This is a genomic window from uncultured Marinococcus sp. (genome assembly GCF_947493875.1).
Taxonomy (GTDB): Bacteria; Bacillota; Bacilli; order Bacillales; family Marinococcaceae; genus Marinococcus.
The window spans coordinates 332,898-357,061 of sequence record NZ_CANLSU010000001.1; the positions used below are offsets into that span (position 1 = coordinate 332,898).

Below are 24,164 nucleotides of genomic sequence, written 5' to 3' on the forward strand. Positions count from 1 at the left end.
ACAAGCAGTAATAACGAATGACACGGAAGGAAGAATGCTTTATGATCGATCGGCACACCGGTACATTTTGGCGGGCCTCCATTGCTCTCGGGCTTGCATCCCTGCTCATTTTTGCCAATATGTATTACCCGCAGCCGCTGCTTCCATTGTTTACCGGAGAATTCAGCGTCAGCGAAGCGACAGCGAGCTTTGTCATTTCACTTTCCCTGCTGATGCTTGGAGTGAGCTTCTTTTTTATCAGCGCGATTTCCGACGCGAAAGGAAGAAGAAAGATCATTGTGTACGCGATGATCTGGGGAACTATAGCAACGCTGCTCATTCCTTTTGCCGGCTCCTTCTGGCTGCTTTTGCTGCTTCGGATGATCCAGGCCGTCGGACTTGCCGGAATTCCCATTGCGGCTATGTCCTATATTGGAGAGGAATTCACCCCGCGTGCGATGACGGTAGCTATGGGCTTTTACGTAAGCGCGAACAGCCTCGGCGGCATGGGGGGAAGAGTGATGAGCGGCGTGCTTTCCGATTGGTTTGACTGGCGGACGGCTTATTTTTTCATGGCCGGGGCTAGCGTCCTGCTCGCCGTGCTCGTGATCCTGCTGCTTCCGGCTTCGAAAAACTTCAGTCCAAAGCCGCTGGAGTGGAGCGATACGTGGAAGAATGCGCTGTTTCATCTTAAAGATCCGGTGCAGCGGCTGGCTTACGTTATCGGCGGTCTGAATTTCTTTGTATTTATCGGGACATTCAACTTTATTACGTACCGCCTGGACGGAGACCCTTTTTTCGTCAGTACAGCAGTCCTGGGCCTATTGTTTTTAACATACGGGGCGGGGACCTTCAGCTCGAGCCTTGCCGGGGAATTGACGCAGCGCTTTAAACAGACGGACTGTATGCAGGTCGGAATCCTCATTATGGCCGGCGGCCTGCTGCTGTCGCTTGTACCGCAGCTGTGGGTGGTTATTGCCTCGCTTGCCGTGCTGAGTTTTGGTTTTTTCTTTGCGCATTCCACTTCAAGTTCCTGGGTAACAAAAAACGCCAAAAAAGCCCGGGCAAGCGCCTCCGGACTTTACTTGACGTCTTACTATCTGGGCGGGAGTCTCAGCAGTCTTTATTTTGGTCTCCTGTGGCCTCTGGCCGGCTGGATCGGCGTCATTGCCGGCGGCCTGCTCCTGTTAATAGTCACACTTACAAGCGTACGCCGACTGATGCCGGTGGAAGCAGGCTAGCCTTTGGCAGGAAGAAGCACAATGCCATCGCTGTCGGCATAGACGTAGTCCCCGGGCGTCCAGGTGACGTCAGCAAAATCGACGGGAATGGAGCGCTCGCCGCGCCCTTCCTTGACAGACTTTCGTGGGCTGGTAAAGCGGGAAAACACCCGGACATCCATTTCGCGAAGCTCGTCACTGTCGCGGATCGCCCCGTTCACGATAATGCCTGCGAGGCCGCGCTTGACAGCAATTTCTGCCAGGTTGTCCCCGAGCAGGGCACGCCGGGAGGAACCGCCTCCGTCAACTACAAGAACACTGCCGGCGGGAATATCGCCAAGCGCCTGTTCAACAAGCACGTTATCCTCAAACACCCGTACTGTTTCTATTGGCCCTTCAAAGGAACGTACCGGTCCATGTGATAAAAACGGCTCATTGGCGACAAAAGCCTCGTTTTTGTATTCATCACAAATATCAGCTGTTCTACCCATATGTATGCCTCCTTTTATTATTTTCATTGTAAGGCTTTCCCAGAGGAAAGAAAATAGCAGGAGAATAGAAAAAAGAGGGAACTATCATTTTGCTTTCAAAGGGCGATATGATAATCTAGGAAAGAGAAATTTGAAGGAGGATGTAAAACATGAATCAAATGGACGCAAATGAAATTATCCAGTTCATTTCAGATAGTAAAAAATCCACTCCGGTTAAAGTACATATTACCGGCGAGTTGGACGCTATCGGATTTGGAAATGAAACGAAGCGGTTTATTACAGGAAACACCGGTGTGTTGTTCGGTGAATGGGAAGATATTAAAGAAGGCATCGAAGCGAATGCAGACAAAATTGAAGATTTTGTTGTAGAAAACGACCGCAGAAACAGCGCGATCCCGATGCTTGACCTGAAAGATATCGAAGCACGCATTGAGCCGGGCGCGATCATCCGCGACCAGGTGGAAATCGGTAAAGGCGCCGTTATTATGATGGGAGCAAGCATTAATATCGGTTCTGTTGTCGGAGAAGGCACGATGATTGATATGAACGTTGTGATGGGTGGACGTGCCACCGTGGGTAACAACTGCCATATCGGTGCAGGATCAGTTCTCGCCGGCGTTATTGAGCCGCCGTCCGCCCAGCCGGTCGTTGTTGAAGACGGCGTTGTGGTTGGCGCCAACTGCGTGATCCTTGAAGGAGTTACTGTCGGAGAAGGCGCAGTCGTAGCTGCCGGCGCCGTAGTAACAGAAGACGTGCCGCCAAATACGGTTGTTGCTGGTACTCCTGCACGCGTCATCAAAGAAATTGATGAGCAGACAAAAGGAAAAACAGAAATTAAACAGGAACTGCGCCGCTTAAAATAACAACGCTGCAACGTAACGGTGAAAGGCTGCCTTTTGGGACGGGTTCCAAAAGGGGCCTTTCTTTTTCATTTACGCGAAAGGGGCAAACAGCATGAACTGGCTTGAAAAAGACCAGCACTATATAATGTCTACGTACCAGCGTCTTCCTATTGTAGTGGAAAAAGGGGAAGGCAATTACTTATATGACAGCGAACAAAACAAATACCTCGATTTATTTACCGGCTTGGCCGTCAATATTGTTGGTCATTCGCATCCATACTTGCTCGGTAAGCTGAAGGAACAGGCAGAGCAGTTTCTGCATATTTCCAATATGTTTATTAATAAACCGGCGGTCCGCCTGGCAGAACGGTTGATTGAGCTCAGTATCCCGGGGAAGGTGTTCTTTGCAAACTCCGGAGCGGAAGCCACTGAAGCAGCGGTCAAGCTTGTGCATAAATGGGGCAGCGGCCAGGAAACGCCGAAAAAGGGAATTGCTGTCCTGGAAAAAAGCTTCCACGGACGGACGCTGGGTGTTATTCAGCTGACACGCCAGCCCGGAATTTATCAGGATTTTCCGGCCGCGGACTACCCCGTATATGAAGTGGAAGCAGAAAACCTGGAGGCGCTTGAAGAAGTGCTTAAGACGAAGCAGCCGGCCGCATTTCTATTCGAGCCGATTTTAGGCTCTGGCGGCATTCAGCCAGTCTCTCCTTCCTTTATGGAGAAAGCAAAATCCCTGTGCGAAAAATACAATGTGCTGTTTATCGTGGATGAAATTCAGACCGGAATCGGACGCACCGGAACATTTTTCGCCTACGAACGGGCAGAAATCACACCGGATGTTATTTTGTTTGCCAAGGGCATCGGCGGCGGTCTTCCGCTTGGAGGAATGATTGCCGGAGAGCGTGTGAAGGAAGTATTTCAACCGGGCGATCATGGCACGACCTTCGGGCCTTCCCCGCTCAGCGCTGCAATGGGAAATGCAGTGCTTGACGTTCTGTACGATCAAAACGAACTGGAAAATGGGCGTAAACGGGCTGAATACCTGTGGTCCCGTCTGGAAAAGTGGAAAGAAGAAAGCGAAGGGTTTGTGCAGGAAATCCGCGGACTTGGCATGATGGTCGGTGTGGTACTGGACGCAGACGCTTCATTTGTCAAAACACTGCAGGAGAGGCTGCTTGCAAAAGGATTTATGTTTAATATTACCCAGCAGCGCATTATTCGTCTGCTGCCACCGCTGACCCTTGAGAGAGCGGAAGTGGACGCTTTTATTGAAGCCCTCGCTGGAGAAATGAGCGCCCTGAAAGAAAGGAGCGTACAGTAATGGCCTTCACTGATTTAACAAGGTTCCGCCGGGATCTGCACCGCATCCCGGAGCCGGGATTCCAGGAAGTCAAAACCCAGCAGTACCTGCTTGATGTAATTCGTGCTCTCCCGCAGGAACATCTGTCATATAAAACGTGGGAGACTGGTATCCTTGTCCGTATCGAAGGGTCGGATCCGGAAAAAACCGTCGGCTACCGAACGGACATGGACGGCCTGCCGGTTCCGGAGCAGTCAGGTCTGGAGTTTCCGTCCGGGCATGAAGGAATGATGCATGCCTGCGGGCACGACATGCACATGGCGATTGCGCTGGGCATACTGCAGAACCTTGCGGAGCACCGGCCGGTTCAAAACGTGGTAATGCTGTTTCAGCCTGCAGAAGAAGGGCCCGGAGGAGCAGAGCCGATGATTCGGTCCGAGGAATTTAAGGAATGGAAGCCCGACGAAATTTATGCCCTTCATATCGCACCAGAGCACCCGGTGGGCACGATTGCGACAAAGCCGGGGGTACTGTTTGCCAACACCTCGGAATTGTTTATTAATCTCCGAGGCAAAGGAGGGCATGCGGCGCGTCCCCACCAGACGGAGGACATGGTGGTGGCAGCAAGCCACTTTGTGACTCAGCTTCAGTCAATCGTAGCAAGAAACATTGATCCGCTCGATCCGGCTGTTGTGACAATCGGTACGATTGAAGCAGGAACCAAGCAGAACATTATTGCGGAATCCGCGCGGGTGGAAGGGACGATTCGCACCTTTTCGATGGACAATATGAAGCTGATCAAAGAAAGAATAACCGGAATGCTGAAAGGCACTGAAGCTTCCTTTCACTGTGAAACAGACGTGGACTGGGGAGCGAATTACTGCCAGGTGTATAATGATGAAGCAAAAACAGCGGAGCTGACGGCGTTTGCAGAGAGCCACGGGCAGGTCAACTTTGTGGAGAGCCGGGAAGCAATGACTGGAGAAGACTTTGGCTATTTTCTCCGGGACATCCCCGGGACGATGGTCTGGCTCGGGGTGGATACGCCGTACGGACTGCATGATAACCGGATCAGTCCTTCCGAAAAAGCAATGGACACAGCAGTAGAGTTTTTTACTGATTTTTTATGCAGCCGGTGATTAAAAAAAGGCGGGGGCTCTGAAAGCCTCCGCCTTTTTTTGATTTACGCTTCTTTGCTGACGTTTACCTGGTGAGGGTAAGGGATTTCGATATTGTGGGCATCAAGATCTTCCTTGCAGGCCTTCAAAAGCTCCCGCTGCATGGCCCACTGCATCATATTCTCTGTTTTGGCGATAATGCGGATGGTTACCTCTGAAGCGCCAAGTGCGTTTACTCCGACAACGTCGGGGCCTTCCTTGAAAATACCCTGCTCCTCGGCCACGCGGTTGCAGGCCCCCTGAATGACAGCAATCGCCTTATCCACATTTTCTTCATAAGCAATGCCAATATCGACAATTGCCTGCATGTTACCGCGCGAATAGTTGCTGACAACACTGATTTCCCGGTTTGGTACGAAATGAAGTGTACCGTCAAAGCTTCGCACCTGAGTCGTGCGCAGCCCAACCTCCTCGACGATACCGTCTATTCCGGCAATCGCAATGTAATCCTCAACGTCAATCTGCTTTTCGAGCAGAATAAAAAAGCCGGTAACAACGTCGCTTACAAGGCCCTGGGCCCCGAAGCCAATCGCCAGGCCGACAATCCCGGCGCTGGCAATCAGTGGAGCAATGTCAAGATCGAACAAACCTAAAGTAATGGTGATTACGATAAACAACAAAATGTAGGTAAAGATGCTTATAGCGAGCTTCGAAAGGGTTTTGACCCTGCCCGGGTGCATATTCCGCTGCTTTTCCATGCGGTTAAAGGCCCGGTGGATGACCTTGCTTCCGATGGCCCTTACGATGATATAGCCGATGAGCACACCAATTAGCTGCACTATTAAAATAACGGCAGCTGTCCAGAAAACTCCTTCATTAAACGATTCCATATTCAACTTATACCACTCCCCAGCCTGTAGTTTCCATTTTAACCTGATTAGTATAACATAACTAATTGTACCAAAAAATATGCAATAGTAATGAATCAAACTGCTGTAAAACGAGGAGGGGAAGCGTTTCGTTGACTTTAAAATTAGCGGTCCATATAATGAAGGAATGAAGGATCGTGATTATTAAAGGAGTGGAATGCATGAGTGAAAAGCGTATGGTGGCAAAGCAGGCTCCACGCTTCGAGATGAATGCCGTCATGCCGGACACCTCGTTTGGCACGATCAGCCTTGAACAAGTAATGAAAAAAGATAAATGGACGGTGCTCTTTTTCTATCCAATGGATTTCACCGATATTTGTCCGACGGAAATTACAACAATGAGCGACCATTATGACGAGTTCGAAGAGCTTGATACAGAAGTGATCGGTGTCTCAACAGATACCATCCATTCGCATAAGGCATGGATCAATATGACACGGGAAGATAATGGGCTCGAGCAGCTGAAATTTCCGCTTGCAGCTGATACAAATCACCGGGTAAGCCGGAATTACGGGGTTTTAATCGAAGAAGAGGGAATAGCACTGCGCGGTTTGTATATTATTAACCCAGACGGGGAACTGCAGTATTCGATGATTCACCACAATGATGTCGGTCGTGACGTTGACGAGGTGCTTCGCGTACTGCAGGCTCTGCAGATAGGTGGAATGTGTCCGGCGAACTGGAAGCCGGGCCAGGATACGCTGAACACGTAAGCGTTCATTTTCCATACTGCATGGGCCCGTTAAAAAGCTGAAGGACTTGAGAAGAATAGGGGAGAACGGAATGAAGAAACAGTTTGCAGTCATTGGTCTCGGCCGGTTCGGCGGAAGTATATGCAACGCCCTGGCCGATGAAGGGATGGATGTGCTTGCTATTGATTCCAACGAGCACCGGGTCAATGAATTTGCCCAGGTTGTCGCCCAGGCGGTCATAGCAGATGGTATGGACGAAAAGGCGCTGCGTGGTCTTGGCATCCGTAATTTTGATAATGTCATTGTAGCTATCGGTGATAATATTCAGGCAAGCATTATGACCACCATCGTGCTTGATGAAATTGGCGTCAAGCACATTACCGTAAAAGCGCAGAATGATTATCATGAAAAGGTGCTGCGGCGCATCGGTGCCCATGAAGTCATTCATCCGGAGCGCGATATTGGAGTAAGGGTGGCGCACAGCATTGTTTCCAAAAGCGTGCTGGACTATCTGGAGCTTTCCGAAGATTACAGTATTGTGGAGCTGGAAGCCGGTCAGCTGCTCGACGGTAAATCGCTTCTCGACCTGGATATACGTGAAACATATGGATGTAACGTGCTCGCTATTAAGCGCGGGGAGGACGTCCACGTATCACCACGTCCGGAGGTGGATATCAGTGAAGGGGACATTCTGATTGTCGTTGGCGCGGACGGAGATATTGCAAGACTCGAATCCCGGTGGATAGATGATAACTGAAAAATAATCCGGCCTTTTCGCATGATTGATGCGGAAGGGCTTTTTTAGTTTTTCATTACGCACAAAGGGTAAATAAGGATGTTAGCTGCATATATTGTACCAGGAGGTGATTCAGGTGCTGCTTTACGCTTCACTGCTTGTCATACTGCTGGCTGTCGGACTGATTGTTTATATATTTGATGTAAAAAGCAATTATTTCCCGGTGCCGATGGTGCTTTTGATTATTGGAATCGGGCTCTCCTTCATTCCCGTTTTCAGCAGGCTCGGTTTAAATCATGATATAATTTTTGATTTGCTGCTGCCGGGGATATTATTTGTGTCTGCCTATAGTTTTCCGATACGTTCATTAAAGAAAAACATCTGGCCAATTGCCACACTCGGAACACTGGGTCTGATGGCCACTGTATTTTTAATGGCCGTGCTTATATATCTTGTAGCGGCCCCAGCTGCCGGTCTGTCCTTCGTTGCGGCATTTTTAATCGCTTCGGTACTGACACCGACAGATCCGGTATCTGTGACGGCTATTCTCGAAAACGTGTTTGGGGATTCGGATGTTCCGAAAGTCGTGGAGGGGGAATCGATGATCAATGACGGAACAAGCGTCGTATTGTTCGGGATTGCCTCCTCCATGTTTTTGTACAATGAGTCCTTTTCCATCTTTTCGTTTCTGGCTGAGTTTCTGCTGGTGTCACTTGGGGGTGTGGCTGTGGGTGTGGCAGGCGGCTGGCTTGTTACAAAAGCGGTTCATATCATGCATAATCATGTGTATCAGGTAATGCTCAGTGTGATTCTTGCCTACGGCGGCTTTTATATTGCTGAAGGCCTGGGGGTTTCCGGTGTTTTAGCCACCGTTTCGGCAGGTATCATGCTCTCACGGACCTTCCAGAAAACCGAAAAGGAGGAGGAGCTTCACTCCTATTTGGACGGCTTTTGGAAGGTAGTGGAACCGGCCGTACTGTCGCTGCTTTTTTTGTTAATCGGCATTCAGTCAGCGGATTATCTTGCGTTCGGGCACTGGCTGCTCGCCATCGGAATATTTATTATTTCATTAATCGTCCGTTTCATTGTATTGGGCGGATTTCTAAAATTGTCACCGCATATTAAAGAACGGTTTCAGTGGTCATCTGTATTTATGATGACCTGGTCTGGGCTGAAAGGCACAGTATCTGTGGCCCTCCTGCTGAGTATCGAAACCCAGTCCAGCAGCAGTGCGGATCTCGTTGTTTCTCTGACGTTTGCGGCTATTCTGCTTTCTCTTGTTATTCAAAGCCTCGGGGTCTATCCGCTGGCAAAGAAATTTTCTTCCTGAGAGAGCCCGGCTATGTCTGGGGGCAGGAAAAGTGATATGTATAAGAAAAAACACGTCCGGATGAATGCCCCGGGCGTGTTTTATAATTTCCAATTAAGCTTTGCTCCAGTCGGCCTTCATTTCCACGCCGGCTGCGTGAAGGGTAGTAAATACCGGGCAGCGGGCATCAACCTTTTCCTGAAGCTCCTGAACGCGTTCATCGCTTTCAGATGTCTGTACTTTCGCTTTTACCGAAACTGTCTGAAAATAAGGACGAACATCAGGGTTGCCCATCATGCCTTCTGAATCAATATTGCCATTTACCTGAAATGAAATACCCTGCAGATCAAAATCCATTTCCTTTGCCACAAAATTGGCTACAGCGTTTTCGCAGCCTGCCAGAGAAGAGAGAAGAGCGGATAAAGGGTCCATGCCCTGATTGCTTCCGCCAAGGTTTTCCGGCTCATCGATCGTAATTTCATGAGAACCTGTGGAGAGGTCGGTCTGAAAGCTTTTAGCGTTTCCTTCTACATTAAATTCCATATTAGCCATATTCATTCACTCCTTTGAGAACTATAATGTTATACCCGCGCCCCTATTAAGATAAACAATAGGAAGCCGATGATCAAGTCGCGTTTTTTCAGCTTTCGTTTAGGGAATAAGGTTGAAAAGCAAATTGTAAAGGAGAAATCAATTATGGCAAAGTACAGTAGAATTATCGCCCAGGCGGGATGTCACATCCATCATGCAGAACCAGCGCAGGTATATGAAGCCTGGACCAATCCTGAACTGATGAAAACGTGGATGTTTCCTTTAGGGGGAGACGAGAAAGCAGAAGCAGAGGCCGATGTATCAGAAGGAGGAGCATGGAGTGTAGTGAATGAAAGCCAGGACGAAGCGTACAGGGCTTACGGAAAATATGTGGAAATAGATCCACCGGAACGCATCAAGAAAACGCTCGTCCGTAAAGAGACAGGCGGCCAGGACGAAAAAATCACAGTGGAAATCAATTCTATTTTAAACGGAACCCAGCTGATTGTAACCCAGGACGTGGTGTTTCTTCATCATGAACAGCTCGAGGGAAAAGTGGTGGAAGAGCATTTAAGAGAAGAAAGGCTCCGGACGGAAAAATATTGGCACGAAATGTTTTCCTTATTATCGAAACAACTTACACCTTCGTAAGCGTATGATATTATAAAAGCGGGGAAAATATTTCCCCTACAGACTTAACGACGTATAGGATGATGAGGAAAATGCAGAAAAAGATCGTATTTACCGGCGGCGGCTCCGCCGGTCACGTTACGCCGAATATTGCTTTGATTAATGAGCTTGACCAAAACGATTGGGATATTTACTATGTGGGTTCAAAGGAAGGTATTGAAAAAGAGCTGATTGAGCGCAGGGGCATACGGTATCATTCTATCAGCTCAGGTAAACTGCGCCGTTACATAGACTGGCAGAACATTACTGATATTTTCCGTGTGGTGAAAGGCTGCCTCGAAGCCCGTAAATATTTAAAAAAGGTTAAACCGAATGTAGTATTTTCCAAGGGCGGCTTTGTCACTGTACCAGTGATTATTGCTGCCAAAACATTGAATATTCCCGTCATTATTCATGAAAGTGATATTACACCGGGACTTGCCAATAGAATTGCCCAGCGGTTTGCGACAAAAATATTCACTTCATTTGACGAAGCCACAGCCCATTTTCCTTCCGGAAAAGCAAAAGCCCTCGGCTCTCCAGTCCGGAAAGAAATTACACGTGGAGATAAAAGAAAAGGACTCGAGTTTCTTGAGTTCGGGGACTCCCTGCCGGTGCTTACGATTATGGGGGGAAGCCTCGGGGCAAAAAAAATTAACGAAACGGTGCGGGCTGCGCTTCCGTGGCTCACAGATAAATACCAGGTGGTGCACCTTTGCGGTAAAGGACATACTGACGAGAGTCTCGAAGGCCAGCCGAACTACCGCCAGTTCGAATACGTCAATGAAGAACTGCCTGATGTTCTTGCTGCGACAAATACTATCATTACCCGGGGCGGCTCCAATTCTATTTTTGAATTTCTGACACTGCATTTGCCAATGCTGATTGTGCCGTTAACACGCGCTCAAAGCAGAGGGGACCAGATTCTGAATGCTGAGTCATTTCAGGAAAAGGGGTATGCCGCTGTCCTGGAGGAGGAACAGCTGAATGAAGAGTCTATGCGTGAAGCTCTGCAGAACATTGAAGACAATCGACATGATACGATTGCGCAGATGAAAACATATATGGCTGAAAATCCTTTGGATCTTATTATTAAAGAGCTGTATGCCTATCACTAATCAAAATCTCCCCGGCCGCCTTTGGCCGGGGAGATTTTTACATCTTAAAAGGAAACCACATTACTCAGCAAGTTTGTCGGCAATTAAATCAATCTGTTCATTAATGGAAATAGGGTCATACGGGTAATACGTATCGAAATCAAGGAAATAAAACTGTTCGTTCTGCACGGCATCCAGGTTCGCCCAGACATCGGATTCCTGAATATTTTCCTTACTTTCACCAGTATCCTCCGGATCAAAGGTAGTCATAAACATATGGTCGGCAGAATACTCCTCAAGCACCTCCATTGAAATTTCCTGTGCGTTTCCTCCCATGACCTCCTCCTGAATTTTTTCGGGAGCGTTCAACCCAAGGGCATTATAAATGGCCTGACCGCCACGCCCTCCATTTGCACCGAAAACGTAAAGATCACCATTTTGTGTCAGTTCATATAACCCAAAGGTATCATCATTGCCTATTGTGCCCTCAAGACGCTTTTTGGCTTTTTCCGCAGTTGTCTCAATAGTGTCTTTGAACTCTTCAGCCTCTGCCTGATTATTTGTCAGTTCTCCGAAGGTATCAAGCGTTTCCTGGACATTTGTATCCGGATTGTATGGAAGGTGAACGGTGGGCGCAATCTGCGATAGCTGCTCGTAATTATCATCGTACATCACCACAATTAAATCGGGATCCAGCTCAAGTACTTGTTCGGGATCGAGCGGGGCTCCGACATCCTCTGCACCGCTCAGTTGCTCTTCAAGAAAAGGATTGGAAAATGCATCCGGGCCGGAGCCGGAGACGTCTGCTTCAACTGCGAGCAGCTCCCCGGCATAATAATCGGTCACAATCGTTTCAGGATCCGAGGGAATAGAGACTTCGCCTTTTTCCGTTTCGTATGCTCTGGTTTCCTCCTTGCTGTCTGTATTGCCAGCGGATGAATTGTTTTCTCCGCTGCTGCAAGAAGCAAGTATAGCAGCGCCAGCTGTAAAAATAGCAAATCGTCCAATAAGCGTATGTAGATGCATTAGAATCTCTCCTATATAAATGATAATGATTTTCAATATCACTATTGTAACGGAATGAAAATGAAAAATCTACATAAAAAAGCCTCCGCAATATATGCGGAGGCAGAGGCGAAGTGATTTACACTTCCATAATAATAGGGAGAATCATTGGGCGCCGTTTCGTGCGCTCATATAAATAAGGCGCCAGGCTGTCGATAATTTCTGATTTAATTTCAGACCATTGACTGGTCTTACGCTTCATTACTTCATCCAGATGCCTGCTTAATGTTTTCTGGGCATCGTTAATCAAATCTCCGGATTCACGCATATAAACGAAGCCGCGTGAAATTAAGTCCGGACCTGCTGACACCTTAAAGTTTTTCATGTCGATGCTTACGACGACTACGACGAGTCCTTCTTCAGATAGAATGCGGCGGTCCCGGAGGACAATGTTGCCGATATCTCCGATACCGTGGCCGTCAACATAAACAGCACCAGAAGGCACCTTGCCAACGACAGAGGCACTGTCCCGGGTCAGGGCAAGCACTTCACCATTTTCCATAATAAAGGAATTGTCGAGCGGCACTCCGCAGTCCCGGGCAAGTCTCGAGTGCATTTTCAGCATCCGGTATTCGCCGTGAATGGGCATGAAATATTTCGGACGCATTAAGCGCAGCATAAGCATCTGTTCCTGCTGACTTCCGTGGCCGGAAGTATGAATGTTGTTCAGCGAGCCGTGGATGACACGGGCGCCCGCCCGGTAGAGCTGGTTAATAATTTTGTGAACAGAAGTCGTATTTCCGGGAATAGGAGAGCTCGAGAATACGACAGTGTCGCCAGGAATAATCTGAATCTGACGGTGGGTGCCGTGAGCTACACGGGAGAGGGCTGCCATCGGCTCGCCCTGGCTCCCAGTACACAAGATGGCTGCCTGGTCGTCCGGCAGTTTATTCAACTGGGACGGCTCGACAAACGTTCCTTTTGGCGCGTTAATATATCCAAGCTCCTGACCGATCGTGATGGATGATTCCATACTGCGGCCGAATACAGCAATTTTACGCCCGTCTTTTACAGCAGCATCAATCGCCTTCTGCAGACGATAGATATTGGAAGCAAATGTGGCAAAAATGATTCTGCCTTTGGCCTGACGGAAGATGGAACGGATATTGTCCCCGACTTTTCGTTCGGAAACAGTGAATCCGGGAACTTCCGCATTCGTGCTGTCTGAAAGCAGACAGAGAACGCCTTTTTCACCGATGTCTGCCATTTTAGCTAAATTGGCAGGCTCTCCGACAGGCGTAAAGTCAAATTTGAAATCTCCGGTATGAACAACATTGCCTTCTGGAGTATGGACGTTGATACCGAGAGAATCAGGAATACTGTGAGTAGTCCGGAAAAAATCTACTTTTAAATGGTTGAAAGCAACAGGCTGATCTTCCTGGATGGTATTTAATTTTGCTTTACGTAAAAGCCCGCGTTCCTCGAGCTTTCCTTTTAACAGACCGATTGCCAATGGACCGCCGTAAATAGGGACGTTTAATTCTTTCAGCAGAAACGGCACGCCGCCGATATGGTCTTCATGGCCGTGGGTGATAAAAACACCTTTAATTTTTTCTTTGTTCCGAACCAGGTATGTGTAATCGGGAATAACGTAGTCGATTCCAAGCAGATCATCCTCCGGGAACATGATTCCGGCATCGATGACGATAATTTCATCCTGGTATTGAACCACGTACGTGTTTTTGCCGATTTCGCCTAACCCGCCCAGGGCAAAAACAGCAACTTGATTTTGTTTGATTTGTTTCATACGTTATAAATTCTCCACTTGGAAGTTTTCAGATCTTTTTTCGAATTCAAGCTGCTTGTCAGTAAGCCCCTGAACGAATTCAATGTTAAATTGTTTATCGGCGAGTTTGCGGCGGACTTCCCGCTCAGATGCTGCTTCTACGTATAGTGAATGGGTATTCTCCCGTACAGGAGCTTCAGTAAAATTATTTTGGTAAAAAACTTTGTAAATCATCGTAAATATCTCTCCTTCTTCAAATGTAAATGCGGCGTTTATAGCTGCTTAAGAAAAAATGGTTTTTTGGCATAAACTAGTACTGTAAATAGGAAAAAGCAAAATAATGCAGGAAGGACAGGAAGTAATCGTTGCAACAGCCTGGCTGTTTAATCAAAAATGACTTCATATCCAGAGCGGTTCTACTCAGCTTCCGGCCAAAGAACTCAAGCTGAACAGCACCACAGTGTACGTACCAACCATTAATAATTCATATTATAAAGCATGAAACTGTTTTTTTCATCCTTTTAATCACTTCTGCACAAAATTCGTCCAGCTTTCAGGTAAGAAAAAGACAAAAGAAAGTAACTATACGGGTACTAAAGAACCATGATAGGATAGAAACAGAATAATTTTTCTATAAATGTATAAAATTTCTTTTATAGAAATTATTTCCAAATAAACGGTGGGGAGAGAAAAATTTAAAGGAAAAACTGATGAGATGAAAAAAGCGTCTTCCCGGAGGAAAACACTCTTTTTGCAGGTTATAGCTTTGGCAGTTCCCGTTTGTATTCGTCCTCGTAATCTTCAATCCGGTCGTAAAACATAACCCCGTTCAGGTGATCAATTTCGTGCTGGGCAACGATAGCCGGAAGCCCCCGGAGGCGCAGTTTTACCTCTTTGTTTTCAAGTGTCTGTGCTTTCAGTGTAATACGCGAATATCTAGGAACATTTCCGGGAACTTCCCGGTCAACTGAAAGGCATCCTTCCCCACCCTCCAAATGAGTTGTTTCGACAGAATGGCTGAGAATTTTTGGGTTGATGAAGCCATAGCTGTACAGTTCATCTTTGTCATCAGTCACATGCATGGCAAACATTCTTTTATTAACACCAAGCTGCGGTGCTGCTACACCGACACCGGAACGGAGTTCATATTTTTCGGCGATTTCCTCGTCCTGGCTGTTTTTTAAGAAATCCAGCATTTCCTGGAGGGTATGCAGATCTTCAGCAGACGGAGGGTTCGGGACTTCTTCAGATACTTTGCGGAGCGCAGGGCTTCCCTCACGCTTAATATCTTTCATAGTTAACATGAATCAACGGCCTCCAATCAGACTTACATATGATAATCGTTAATAACAGTGTATTAGTATAGCAAAAAAATTTCAGCTAAAACAGTTTTAAAACGTGAAATGACCATAAAAAATTCACAGGAGGAATACATATGTATAAATTGAACAAAAAAGTGACAGGAGCAGCAGTTGTTACATTATCGGCTTTAGTATTATCGGCATGCGGATCGCCAGAGGGAAGTATTCAGGACCAATGGAGTGAAGCAGCAGGCGCTGAAGAGAAATTTCCCGAAAAGGATGAAGAATTGACCGAGCTGGCCGGGGAAGAGCAAAGTGTATTTGAAAACTTAACCTCCTATAAAAACAATGAACAGAAAAAAATCGAGTCATCTGTAAAGGAAGCTGTAAGCTCAGTGAACGAGCGTAAAGAATTAATGGAAGAAGAAAAGGAAGAAATCAACCAGGCGTATAATGAAGCCATGGAAGCAGATGAGCCCATTGAGAATTTAGAAAATGAAGAAATGACTGATAAAGCAAAGCAGGCCCAGCAGGCAATGAAAAAAAGGAACGAAGCATTTAACGGGGTACACGATGCTTATATGGAAGCGGCAGATAAAGAAATCGATATGTACGAATCGTTTAATGATAAAAATTTAGAGCTTGAAGCACTGGAGGAAGATCTTGACACTATTAATAGCTCCTATGAAGAGGTGGAAAGCTACAGGGAAACATTCAATGCCGAAACGAAAGCATTCAATGAAGCTAAAAACACCTTCGGAGAAATGATGGAAGAAGAGAGTTAATTCAGTTTTATAACAAGCCGGCAAGCAGAAGCGCTGGAGGGAGAAAAACGGCTGAACTGTTTATATACGCATGGACTAATGATATATAACAGATTCGCTTATTTACAAAAAATAGAAGATGCCAAATGACATGATAATCCTTTGAGCAAAAAGGATTGACGTATCTTTTTCGTTTGGTATATTCTAACTATTGAAAAGTATTGTTTCATTGAAATAGTATAATAAACTGAAACAGTTACTTATCTGTTCTTTATTGAGATTATCCGTGATTATATTACGGCTGTGAAGGGTATTAAAAGATGATGTGGTCTTATATAAACCTGAAGCTGCGATTCAAATAATCACAGCTTCGGGGATAAACTCTGACAGTAATCTATTACGGATAAACGCAGTTGCTGGATATAACCGGTTTATTATAAGAAGAGAGGAAGAGGTGAACATTTGTGGCGACAAAAACGATTGAACAAGTCGAAGGTCACTTTGAAATGTTTCAAATTTTGAATGAAAACGGAGAAGTAGTGAATGAAGAAGCGCTCCCGGATTTGTCAGATGAGCAGCTTCAGGAAATGATGTACCGGATGGTATATACACGAATTTGGGATCAGCGCGCTATCTCATTAAACCGACAGGGACGTCTTGGTTTTTATGCGCCGGTAGCTGGGCAGGAAGCATCGATGATTGGTTCACATTACGCGTTGGATAAAGAAGACTGGATTCTTCCAGGCTACCGGGATGTTCCGCAGATTGTATGGCATGGACTTCCACTTTATCAAGCATTTTTGTTCTCTAAAGGTCATTTTCACGGAGGACAGATTCCTGAGGACTTAAATGTCCTGCCTCCGCAAATTATTATTGGGGCTAACTTTGTACAAAATGCTGGTGTAGCAGTAGGGCTGAAACGACGCGGGAATAAAAATGTAGCAATTACTTACACAGGTGATGGCGGCTCTTCCCAGGGTGACTTTTACGAAGGAATGAACTTTGCAGGAGCATATGAAGCGCCAGCTATTTTTGTTGTGCAAAACAATCAGTTCGCCATCAGTGTACCGGTGGAAGAACAGACGGCAGCTAAAACCATTGCCCAAAAATCAGTAGCAGCCGGTCTGCACGGGGTTCAAGTAGACGGAATGGATGTTCTCGCGATGTATTCTGTTACCCAGGAAGCACGGAAGAATGCGCTGAACGGAGAACCTTCGTTAATTGAGTCGATGTGTTACCGCTACGGACCGCATACGATGTCCGGAGATGATCCGACCCGTTACCGTACGGAAGAGCTGGATAATGAATGGGAAAAGAAAGACCCGCTCGTCCGCTTCCGGACGTACCTTGAAAAGAAAGATCTCTGGAATGAAGACCGGGAAAATGAAGTAGTAGAGCAGGCTAAGGAAGATATAAAAGCCGCTATGAAACAGGCCGAAGAAACGCCTAAGCAAAAAGTTTCTGACTTAATCGAAATCATGTATGAAAAATTACCAGAACAGTTAAACAAACAGTTAGAAGAATACAGAGAGAAGGAGTCGAAGTAAGCTATGGCGCAATTGACAATGATTCAAGCAATTACCGAGGCAATGCGTACGGAGCTGAAAAATGACGAAAATGTCCTTGTTTATGGCGAAGACGTAGGTCATTACGGCGGCGTATTCCGTGCTACAGAAGGTCTGCAGAAAGAATTTGGCGAAGAACGTGTATTTGACACCCCGCTTGCGGAGTCCGGTATTGGCGGACTAACGCTTGGTCTTGCGGTGACTGGCTTCCGTCCAGTAATGGAAATACAATTCTTTGGTTTCGTATTTGAAACAATGGATGAAGTAATAGGACAGATTTCACGGATTCACTACCGTACTGGAGGCAAAAACAATGCCCCAGTTACTATCCGTGCGCCTTTTGGTGGCGGGGTAAAGACTCCTGAACTCCATGCTGACAGCCTGGAAGGACTTCTCGCTCAGTCCCCGGGGCTTTCCGTAGTTATTCCATCGACTCCTTATGATGCAAAGGGTCTGTTGATTTCCGCTATTCGCAGTGATGACCCAGTATTCTTCCTTGAGCACATGAAGCTCTACCGCTCGTTTCGGGAAGAAGTGCCGGATGAAGAATATACAGTGGAACTTGGTAAAGCAGATGTGAAACGCGAAGGTAAAGACGTTACACTGATTGCTTACGGAGCGATGGTACACACTTGTCTGAAAGCAGCCGAGCAGCTGAAAGAGGAAGGCTACGAGGCAGAAGTGGTTGACCTGCGAACTATCAGCCCGCTGGATATGGATACAGTTATTGAGTCGGTGAAAAAAACCAACCGTGCGGTTGTAGTCCAGGAAGCTCAGAGACAAGCTGGTATTGCTGCGAACGTAGTCGCGAATATAAATGAAGAGGCTATTCTTCATCTGGAGGCACCGGTACTTAGAGTGGCGGCGCCAGATACGGTCTTCCCATTCGCAGCAGCCGAAGACGTTTGGCTTCCAAACGAAAATGACGTTATCGAAAAAGCAAAAGCTGTACTCAGCTTCTAAAAATTATTAATCGGGCAAACAGGTTGATGGAAAATATCAACCTGTTTGCTACGCGTGATACTGAATTGAAAATAAAAGGAGGCACTTGTTTTGGCTTATGAATTTAAACTTCCTGATATTGGCGAAGGAATTCACGAAGGTGAAATTGTTTCATGGCAGGTAAAGCCTGGCGATGAGATTAAAGAAGACGATGTGCTCTGCGAAGTACAAAATGATAAAGCCGTTGTGGAAATACCTTCTCCAGTGGATGGAAAAGTCTTAGAATTAAAAGTAGACGAAGGAACAACCACCACTGTCGGTGAAGTCATTTTAACCATTGATGATGGTAGTGGAGAGGACACTGGCTCTGAAGGTTCTTCAGATCAAAAAGAAGGAACCGAAGGAACAGCGTCGAGAGATGAGCAGGAGCAAAACGACGCTCAGCCAGCTTCTACAGAAGCAGAAAAAGAAAGCCCAACAGCAGCAGGCGGCGAAAGTGCCAGTGCTTCTGGAGAAGCAGACGTAGACGAAAATGCACGCGTCATCGCTATGCCGTCTGTACGCAAATATGCTCGTGAAAACGACGTAACGATCCAAAAAGTTAAAGGGTCGGGCAAAAACGGACGTATTCTTCGTGAAGATATCGATGCATTTCTAAGCGGTGACCAGTCAGCGGAGGAAGAAACAACTGAAGCTGCTTCTGGCTCCGAAGAAAGTAAGCCTGCAGCAAGTGCAGCAGCACCTTCCCAGGATCAGGGCGCTATGGAAGAACGTGTGCCGCTTAAAGGTATCCGTAAAGCTATCGCTCAAAAAATGGTACAATCAAAACAGACGGCTCCACACGTTACTCATATGGACGAAGTGGACGTCAGCGCGCTGGTTGACCACCGTAAAAAATTCAAGCCTATGGCTGCAGAGCAGGACATTAAGCTTACGTACCTGCCGTACGTAGTAAAAGCCCTGACTTCCGCAATCCGTAAGTTCCCTGTATTGAATGCTTCGATCGATGATGAAGCTTCTGAAATCGTTTATAAGCATTACTTCAATATTGGCATTGCAGCTGATACAGAGCAGGGACTCGTCGTACCAGTTGTGAAGGAAACGGATCGCAAGCCTATCTTTACCCTGGCTGATGAAATCAACGAACTTGCTACAAAAGCAAGAGACGGAAAGCTTTCCTCAGCTGAAATGAGCGGAGGCTCTGCTACGATTTCGAACCTGGGTTCTGCGAAAGGCGCTTTCTTTACTCCGGTTATTAATCATCCGGAAGTAGCTATCCTGGGTATTGGCCGTATTGAAGAAAAAGCGGTAGTACGCGACGGTGAAATTGTTGCAGCACCAATGCTTGCTCTTTCATTAAGCTATGACCACCGTCTAATCGATGGTATGACAGCACAGCACGCCTTAAATCACATCAAACGCTTGTTAAATGAACCAGAACTAATCTCAATGGAGGGATAATTCATGGTAGTAGGAGATTTTGCAGAAGAAATTGACACGCTAATTGTAGGTGCCGGTCCGGGTGGCTATGTTGCAGCCATCCGTGCGGCCCAGCTTGGTCAAAAAGTAACTATCGTAGAAAAAGGAAATTTGGGTGGCGTCTGCTTAAACGTAGGCTGCGTACCGTCCAAAGCGTTAATCCAGGCCGGACACCGTTTCCACGAAGCTAATGAAGGTGCTGAAAATATGGGCATTACTTCTAAAGGCGCTGAGGTGGATTTCACAAAGGTGCAGGAGTGGAAAGGCAGCGTTGTTGAAAAGCTTACTGGCGGCGTCGAATCCCTTCTGAAAGCGAATAAGGTGAACATCGTAAAAGGTGAAGCTTATTTCTCGGACAAGGATCAGGTAAAGGTTTCTACCGACGAATACAGCTCCCAGACGTATAAATTTAACAACTGCATCATTGCTACCGGCTCCCGTCCGGTGGAACTCAAGCCGCTTCCTTTCGGAAAACGTGTACTTGATTCTACTGGCGGCTTAAATCTCGAAGAAATTCCGAAAAGCATGATTGTGATCGGCGGCGGCTACATCGGCATCGAGATGGCTGGAGCCTATGCAAACCTTGGCACAGAGGTTACTGTGCTTGAGGGCGAAAGTCGTATTCTTTCCCAGGGCTTTGAGAAGCAAATGACGCAGCCGGTGCAAAAGAAATTGAAAGCACAGGGTGTGGATATTCAAACCGAAGCATTTGCGCAGGGCGTTGAGGAATCAGAGGACAGTGTAACCCTTACAGCTGAAGTAAAAGGCGAAGAAAAAACGTTTGAAGCAGAATATGTACTGGTAGCTGTAGGGCGCCGTCCTAATACAGAAGAGCTGGGGCTTGAGCAGATTGGCGTAGAGATCGGCGAACGCGGCTTGATCCAGGTGGACGAGCAGTCCCGCACAAGTGTAGATAACATCTACGCAATCGGTGACATCGTACCTGGCCTTCCGCTTGCTCATAAAGCTTCCTACGAAGCGAAAGTAGCTGCAGAAGCTATCGCCGGGGAAGCAGCAGCAGTCGATTACCTCGGCATGCCGATGGTCGTTTTCTCGGATCCGGAGCTTGCAAGCGTTGGATATACAGAAGAAGATGCGAAGGAAGCAGGCTTCGATGTAAAATCCGCGAAGTTTCCGTTCCAGGCAAACGGACGGGCGTTGTCTCTGGACGTCTCTGAAGGCTTCATGAAGCTTATTACCCGCAAGGATGATGGATTAGTCATCGGGGCACAAATCGTTGGCCCTAACGCTTCTGACATGATTGCAGAAGCAGGTCTGGCAATTGAGGCAGGCATGACAGCAGAAGATGTTGCGATGACTGTTCATGCTCACCCAACGTTAGGTGAGATTACGATGGAAACGGCAGAAGCAGCACTCGGAATGCCAATTCACATCACGTAATAAAAATAAGAAGGCCACGGCTTATCACAGCCGTGGCTTTTTTCGTATAAGGGAGAAGGGCCGTCGCTCGCGGCAGCAGGTTTTTTGTTTCTTCTCAGCATAATAAAATCCCCGGCGCTTAGGCCGGGGATTTCTTATTCCGTATAGAAGCTACTCTTTGCCAGTCAGGTCTTTTTGAAGTTCTTCCTGTTCTTTGCGAAGCTGTTCACGTTCGCGACGGGAAAGTCCTGTTTCATCATCCTGGCGCAGCTTGCGTTCTTTATTAAGAATAGTTCGGTCAGTCTGGAGAGCTTTTAACAGCGATACACACATTAAGATCATGATAATGGTAAACGGCAGGGCCGCAATGGTCATAACAATCTGTATGCCGCCAATACCGCCGGATGCAAGCAGCATTGCCGCAGAGCCGGAAATAACAAGACCCCAGATGAATTTAATGGAAACCGGTGGGTTCAGGCTTCCGCTCGTTGTCTGCATGCCAAGTACAAATGTTGCCGAGTCTGCAGAGGTAATAAAGAAGCTCATAATTAAAAGCAATGCTACGATGCCTGTGATCGATCCTAAAGGAAGGGTATCAAGCAGGCCGAACAGCGCAATTTCATCACTCTGGCTTGTCATTAACTCATACAGGCCGCCGTTTTGGGCATTGTCTTCAGCAATACCGGTAGTGGCGAAAACAGCAAACCATACAAATGAAAAGATCGATGGTACGAGCAGAACACCGGTAATAAATTCACGGATTGTCCGTCCGCGGGAAACACGGGCAATAAAGGTACCAACAAATGGCGCCCAGGCAATCCACCAGGCCCAGTAGAAGATTGTCCAGGAGTCGAGCCATGCCCGGTCTCCGGTATATTCATACGTGGTGAAACTTTGATCCGGCAGGTTTTGGAGATAGTTACCAACACCGCCAGTGAAGGAATTCAAAATGCTTGTCGTTGGACCGACGATGAGGACAAACAGCATCAGTATTGCAGCTAAAGCTATGTTTGCCCAGCTTAAATAACGTATACCTTTGTTCAAGCCTGTAGTGGCTGATGCAAGATAAAGAACGGTGAAGATTAGAATAATAATCAACTGCGTCGGCAGGTCGTTGTTAATACCTTCAAAAATATAGCTTAACCCGCCGTTTACCTGGGTGGCCCCAAACCCGAGAGATTGGGCAACACCAAAAATAGTGGCGAATACAGCAATAAAGTTGATTAAAGTACCTATCCAGCCGTCTACACGATCACCGAGAAGCGGACGGAACGCCGAGCTGATAATCCCAGGTGCATTGTGACGAAACTGGAAATAGGCAAGGGCAAGTGCTACCACTGAATAAATCGCCCATGGGTGCAGCCCCCAGTGGAAAAACGATAGACGAATTGAGTCAGAAGCAGCCGCCGGGGTTTCAGGTTGAGCTTCCGGAGCCCCGTAATAATGATAAAGCGGCTCAGCAACGCCCCAGTATACAAGACCGATCCCCATACCGGCTGTAAATAGAAACGCAAACCATGTTAAGTAACTGTACTCCGGGCGTTCGTCCGGTTTTCCTAAACGGATTTTCCCATATGGACTGAACACTAAGTAAATACAAAAGATAACGAAAAACGTTGCGGATATAAGATAAAACCACCCGAGATTAGTAACAATCCATCCCTGGATATTACCGGTCACTGTATTTAGATTTCCTGGTGTGACAACACCCCAGATGATTACCGCAAGCGCCGCTATCAGGGTCACAAAAAAGACGCTTGTTAATTTTCTCATGACTTTTTACATTCCACCTTTCTTTTAGCGGGGTATTCGATTTTTAGGCAGCGGTACTCAGCAAAAGAGGGGATAGTTGCAATTTCATTAAGCAGGTACATACCTATTTAAAAAATGACAACGATGATTATTATAACACTCATAACTTCATACGCAACCAACACGTACGAATAATCTATACCCTAAACCTAGGCCTCCAAACCCAGAAGCCTTCATATATAATCGTTAAAAAATACCTACGGGCTATAAGGAGCGCTAATATTTCCATAATAGCGTTATTATTAACATTTAATAGAAATTTTTTAGACTTTTAGCCCTGCCTTTGCAGAAATTTTGCTAAAATATAAAAGGGAATAAATAGACGGGGGGACTCCGGGTTGAAAAAAATGCTGATATTAGCATCACTGGCAGCACTTCTTGCAGGATGTTCAAGTGCAGGAGAAGACAATGCAGATGCAGAACAAAATGAAAAAGCAGATACCGCTGCCGAGGAAGAAGCCGAGGAGCAGCATGAGGAGAAAAAAGAAGAGGAAGAACAAAAAACAGCGGCATCAAAGGAGGAAAAAGTAACGTATAAAGTTAATGAGGCGAACTGGACCGTACAGTCCGAAGAAAGCGAAGGCGATGAAGTACTTCTCACTTTTGATGATGCTCCGGACAAAAATGCTGTAAAGATCGCGGAGATTTTAGCAGAAAACAAGGTGCCGGCCATCTTTTTTGTTAATGGTATGTTTCTACAAGATGAAGAAGGCAGAAATGCTTTGAAAAAAATAAAAGACATGGGTTTTGCTATAGGTAATCATACGACTACCCATGCATCGCTTCCTGATTTATCAGAAGAGGAACAGCTTGAAGAATTAAAAGAAACCGATGAGCTGGTAGAAGAAATAACAGGGGAAAAGCCGGCATTCTTTCGTGCCCCGTTCGGACAGAACACTCCATTTAGTGACGAATACGCCAAAGAGCACGGCATGATCAAAATGAATTGGACATACGGATATGATTTTGAAGCTGAATACCAGGATGCAGAGGCACTTACAGATGTTACACTGAATACAGAGCTGTTAACGGACGGTGCAAATATTCTTATGCACGACCGGGAGTGGACGAAAGAAGCAATCGGTCCAATTATTGAAGGATTTAATGAGAAAGGCTATTCCTTTATTGATCCCCAATATATAGAAAAATAGTAGAAAAATACATGCTACAGAAGCTTTTTATGTCGAATTTTGTTGAAAATTTTTAATAGGTGC

Annotated in this window: 23 protein-coding genes; 15 read left to right on the forward strand and 8 right to left on the reverse strand. The window is 46.6% G+C overall.

The features are described from left to right. Nucleotides 1–41 precede the first annotated feature (41 nt). The gene (locus Q0757_RS01650; RefSeq protein WP_298784066.1) at nucleotides 42–1,220 is read left to right on the forward strand and encodes an MFS transporter; all 1,179 of its coding nucleotides are present in this window, start codon (nucleotides 42–44) and stop codon (nucleotides 1,218–1,220) included. Here the strand turns inward: Q0757_RS01650 and rraA are convergent. After that, entirely contained in the window at nucleotides 1,217–1,690 is a 474-nt protein-coding gene (gene rraA, locus Q0757_RS01655; RefSeq protein ID WP_298784069.1) for a ribonuclease E activity regulator RraA, read from the reverse strand. The genes Q0757_RS01650 and rraA overlap by 4 nt on opposite strands. 149 nt (nucleotides 1,691–1,839) lie before the next feature. On the opposite strand from rraA, the gene dapD reads away from it, so the two are divergent. The 3 genes from dapD to Q0757_RS01670 all read left to right on the forward strand — a co-directional run bounded on the left by dapD (nucleotide 1,840) and on the right by Q0757_RS01670 (nucleotide 4,974). Continuing rightward, nucleotides 1,840–2,553, forward strand: a complete 714-nt coding sequence (gene dapD / locus Q0757_RS01660) for a 2,3,4,5-tetrahydropyridine-2,6-dicarboxylate N-acetyltransferase (protein WP_298784071.1) — start codon at nucleotides 1,840–1,842, stop codon at nucleotides 2,551–2,553. A gap of 91 nt (nucleotides 2,554–2,644) precedes the next feature. Continuing rightward, entirely contained in the window at nucleotides 2,645–3,856 is a 1,212-nt protein-coding gene (locus tag Q0757_RS01665) for an aspartate aminotransferase family protein (RefSeq protein ID WP_298784073.1), read from the forward strand. Continuing rightward, complete coding sequence (locus Q0757_RS01670) at nucleotides 3,856–4,974, forward strand: N-acetyldiaminopimelate deacetylase (protein WP_298784075.1); 1,119 nt, start codon at nucleotides 3,856–3,858, stop codon at nucleotides 4,972–4,974. Before Q0757_RS01665 ends, Q0757_RS01670 begins: the two co-directional genes overlap by 1 nt. Before the next feature lie 44 nt (nucleotides 4,975–5,018). On the opposite strand, the gene Q0757_RS01675 is transcribed toward Q0757_RS01670, so the two are convergent. Further along, nucleotides 5,019–5,843, reverse strand: a complete 825-nt coding sequence (locus tag Q0757_RS01675) for a mechanosensitive ion channel family protein (RefSeq protein ID WP_298784488.1) — start codon at nucleotides 5,841–5,843, stop codon at nucleotides 5,019–5,021. A gap of 200 nt (nucleotides 5,844–6,043) precedes the next feature. Between Q0757_RS01675 and Q0757_RS01680 the strand changes: the two genes are divergently transcribed. The 3 genes from Q0757_RS01680 (at nucleotide 6,044) to Q0757_RS01690 (ending at nucleotide 8,640) form a co-directional block, all read left to right on the forward strand. Then, a complete protein-coding gene (locus Q0757_RS01680) occupies nucleotides 6,044–6,595 on the forward strand; it encodes a peroxiredoxin (protein WP_298784077.1) in 552 nt (183 codons plus the stop codon). A 70-nt stretch (nucleotides 6,596–6,665) separates the two neighbouring features. Continuing rightward, a complete protein-coding gene (locus Q0757_RS01685) occupies nucleotides 6,666–7,331 on the forward strand; it encodes a TrkA family potassium uptake protein (protein ID WP_091610114.1) in 666 nt (221 codons plus the stop codon). 94 nt (nucleotides 7,332–7,425) lie between these two features. Continuing rightward, entirely contained in the window at nucleotides 7,426–8,640 is a 1,215-nt protein-coding gene (locus tag Q0757_RS01690; RefSeq protein ID WP_298784084.1) for a sodium:proton antiporter, read from the forward strand. Between the two features lie 93 nt (nucleotides 8,641–8,733). On the opposite strand, the gene Q0757_RS01695 is transcribed toward Q0757_RS01690, so the two are convergent. Next, on the reverse strand, nucleotides 8,734–9,171 hold the full coding sequence (locus Q0757_RS01695) for an OsmC family protein (protein ID WP_298784086.1): 438 nt from the start codon (nucleotides 9,169–9,171) through the stop codon (nucleotides 8,734–8,736). Nucleotides 9,172–9,315: 144 nt separating this feature from the next. Between Q0757_RS01695 and Q0757_RS01700 the strand changes: the two genes are divergently transcribed. Together Q0757_RS01700 and Q0757_RS01705 are read left to right on the forward strand one after the other, a co-directional pair. Beyond that, on the forward strand, nucleotides 9,316–9,801 hold the full coding sequence (locus Q0757_RS01700) for an SRPBCC domain-containing protein (protein ID WP_298784088.1): 486 nt from the start codon (nucleotides 9,316–9,318) through the stop codon (nucleotides 9,799–9,801). A gap of 71 nt (nucleotides 9,802–9,872) precedes the next feature. Continuing rightward, nucleotides 9,873–10,937 (forward strand): undecaprenyldiphospho-muramoylpentapeptide beta-N-acetylglucosaminyltransferase, encoded by a 1,065-nt coding sequence (locus tag Q0757_RS01705; RefSeq protein WP_298784089.1) that lies wholly within the window; start codon nucleotides 9,873–9,875, stop codon nucleotides 10,935–10,937. A gap of 60 nt (nucleotides 10,938–10,997) precedes the next feature. Here the strand turns inward: Q0757_RS01705 and Q0757_RS01710 are convergent, their stop codons facing one another. From Q0757_RS01710 to def, 4 genes are all read right to left on the reverse strand, one after another. Further along, a complete protein-coding gene (locus Q0757_RS01710) occupies nucleotides 10,998–11,942 on the reverse strand; it encodes an ABC transporter substrate-binding protein (protein ID WP_298784091.1) in 945 nt (314 codons plus the stop codon). Between the two features lie 118 nt (nucleotides 11,943–12,060). After that, nucleotides 12,061–13,728, reverse strand: a complete 1,668-nt coding sequence (locus tag Q0757_RS01715) for a ribonuclease J1 (protein ID WP_298784093.1) — start codon at nucleotides 13,726–13,728, stop codon at nucleotides 12,061–12,063. A gap of 3 nt (nucleotides 13,729–13,731) precedes the next feature. Further along, a complete protein-coding gene (locus Q0757_RS01720) occupies nucleotides 13,732–13,941 on the reverse strand; it encodes a DNA-dependent RNA polymerase subunit epsilon (RefSeq protein ID WP_298784095.1) in 210 nt (69 codons plus the stop codon). A gap of 524 nt (nucleotides 13,942–14,465) precedes the next feature. After that, entirely contained in the window at nucleotides 14,466–15,011 is a 546-nt protein-coding gene (gene def / locus Q0757_RS01725) for a peptide deformylase (RefSeq protein ID WP_298784097.1), read from the reverse strand. Between the two features lie 131 nt (nucleotides 15,012–15,142). Here def and Q0757_RS01730 point away from each other — a divergent pair, with 131 nt between their 5' ends. The 5 genes from Q0757_RS01730 (at nucleotide 15,143) to lpdA (ending at nucleotide 21,159) form a co-directional block, all read left to right on the forward strand. Beyond that, nucleotides 15,143–15,793: a YkyA family protein gene (locus Q0757_RS01730; RefSeq protein WP_298784100.1), complete on the forward strand. Its 651-nt coding sequence runs from the start codon at nucleotides 15,143–15,145 to the stop codon at nucleotides 15,791–15,793. A 485-nt stretch (nucleotides 15,794–16,278) separates the two neighbouring features. Beyond that, entirely contained in the window at nucleotides 16,279–17,319 is a 1,041-nt protein-coding gene (gene pdhA, locus Q0757_RS01735; protein ID WP_298784491.1) for a pyruvate dehydrogenase (acetyl-transferring) E1 component subunit alpha, read from the forward strand. 3 nt (nucleotides 17,320–17,322) lie between these two features. Continuing rightward, nucleotides 17,323–18,300 carry an alpha-ketoacid dehydrogenase subunit beta gene (locus Q0757_RS01740; protein ID WP_298784102.1) on the forward strand — a complete coding sequence of 326 codons (978 nt, stop codon included), beginning with the start codon at nucleotides 17,323–17,325 and terminating at the stop codon, nucleotides 18,298–18,300. Between the two features lie 90 nt (nucleotides 18,301–18,390). Continuing rightward, nucleotides 18,391–19,740 (forward strand): dihydrolipoamide acetyltransferase family protein, encoded by a 1,350-nt coding sequence (locus Q0757_RS01745; protein ID WP_298784103.1) that lies wholly within the window; start codon nucleotides 18,391–18,393, stop codon nucleotides 19,738–19,740. 3 nt (nucleotides 19,741–19,743) lie between these two features. Beyond that, nucleotides 19,744–21,159 carry a dihydrolipoyl dehydrogenase gene (gene lpdA / locus Q0757_RS01750; protein WP_298784106.1) on the forward strand — a complete coding sequence of 472 codons (1,416 nt, stop codon included), beginning with the start codon at nucleotides 19,744–19,746 and terminating at the stop codon, nucleotides 21,157–21,159. Nucleotides 21,160–21,309: 150 nt separating this feature from the next. Here lpdA and Q0757_RS01755 read toward each other — a convergent pair whose 3' ends face one another. Then, nucleotides 21,310–22,911, reverse strand: a complete 1,602-nt coding sequence (locus Q0757_RS01755; protein WP_298784108.1) for a BCCT family transporter — start codon at nucleotides 22,909–22,911, stop codon at nucleotides 21,310–21,312. A 386-nt stretch (nucleotides 22,912–23,297) separates the two neighbouring features. Between Q0757_RS01755 and Q0757_RS01760 the strand changes: the two genes are divergently transcribed. Further along, nucleotides 23,298–24,101, forward strand: coding sequence for a polysaccharide deacetylase family protein (locus Q0757_RS01760; protein ID WP_366139509.1), 804 nt, complete (start codon nucleotides 23,298–23,300; stop codon nucleotides 24,099–24,101). Nucleotides 24,102–24,164 lie beyond the last annotated feature (63 nt).